Source organism: Priestia sp. BR_2 (assembly GCF_041954005.1).
GTDB classification, from domain to species: Bacteria; Bacillota; Bacilli; order Paenibacillales; family Paenibacillaceae; genus Paenibacillus_AQ; species Paenibacillus_AQ lautus_A.
In genome coordinates, this window is sequence record NZ_JAVFHM010000361.1 from 1 (window position 1) to 890 (window position 890).

Consider the following 890-nt stretch of genomic DNA (forward strand, 5'->3'; position numbering starts at 1 on the left):
ATATTACACATATTATGGGGAATTGTGATCGAATGATAGTTGATTCATCAAATGATGATTCATCATCTACAGTTAATTATGTGAAACGCAGCCTAACTGCAGAGGCTCTCGAATGGTTAAAACAGCATCCTAGTAGCTTAATTATGGATGATATCTTTTTATGTCATGGTACACCTAATTCTGACGAGATATATTTAGTAGAAGAAATGACGGAAGAAGGTGCAATCTTAAAAAGCTCAAAAGATATTATAAATGCTTTAGAAGATGTTGAACAAGACGTTGTATTATGTGGCCATAGTCATATTTCAAGAACGCTCTATTTGCCAAACGGAAAATTAATTATAAATCCTGGCAGTGTAGGACTTCCCGCATACATAGATGATTTACCGATACCTCATAAAATGGAATCTGGATCTCCCCACGCCAACTATACAATTATTAAGAAGAAATCAGCTAATTGGTTAGTTGATCAAATCAGTGTTCCATATCATTGGGAAAAAGCAGCTGCCATGGCAGAAATAAATCAGCGTCAAGATTGGGCAGATGCTTTGAGAATGGGAAGATTTTAAGGAGGGAAAAATAATGCCTAGAATTAAAGCAATTGTGTTTGATTGGGGAGATACCCTTATGAAAGATTTTTCTGAATATGCAGGTCCAATGACTGATTGGGAGTATGTAAAGATTATAGATGGCGTTAGTAAATCTCTACATATTGTTAGTCAGAGTTACATATGTTGTGTAGCTTCTAATGCTGGAGCTTCAAATTCAGAACTATTTGGAATGGCTTTAAAGCGTGTTGATATTCAACAATATTTTCAGTATCTTTTTACATCTAGAGAATTGGGCTTTTCAAAACCTAGTCTTGATTTTTTTAATAAGATTGTTCAAGT

General features: G+C 34.5%; 2 protein-coding genes. Both read left to right on the plus strand.

Annotated elements, in window-relative coordinates:
• On the plus strand, positions 1 to 569 hold a 569-nt coding region (locus tag RB298_RS33380), incomplete at its 5' end, for a metallophosphoesterase family protein (protein ID WP_486050625.1).
• Between the two features lie 13 nt (positions 570 to 582).
• Positions 583 to 890, plus strand: a 308-nt coding sequence (locus tag RB298_RS33385; protein WP_486050627.1) for an HAD hydrolase-like protein, incomplete at its 3' end; no start/stop codon positions are given.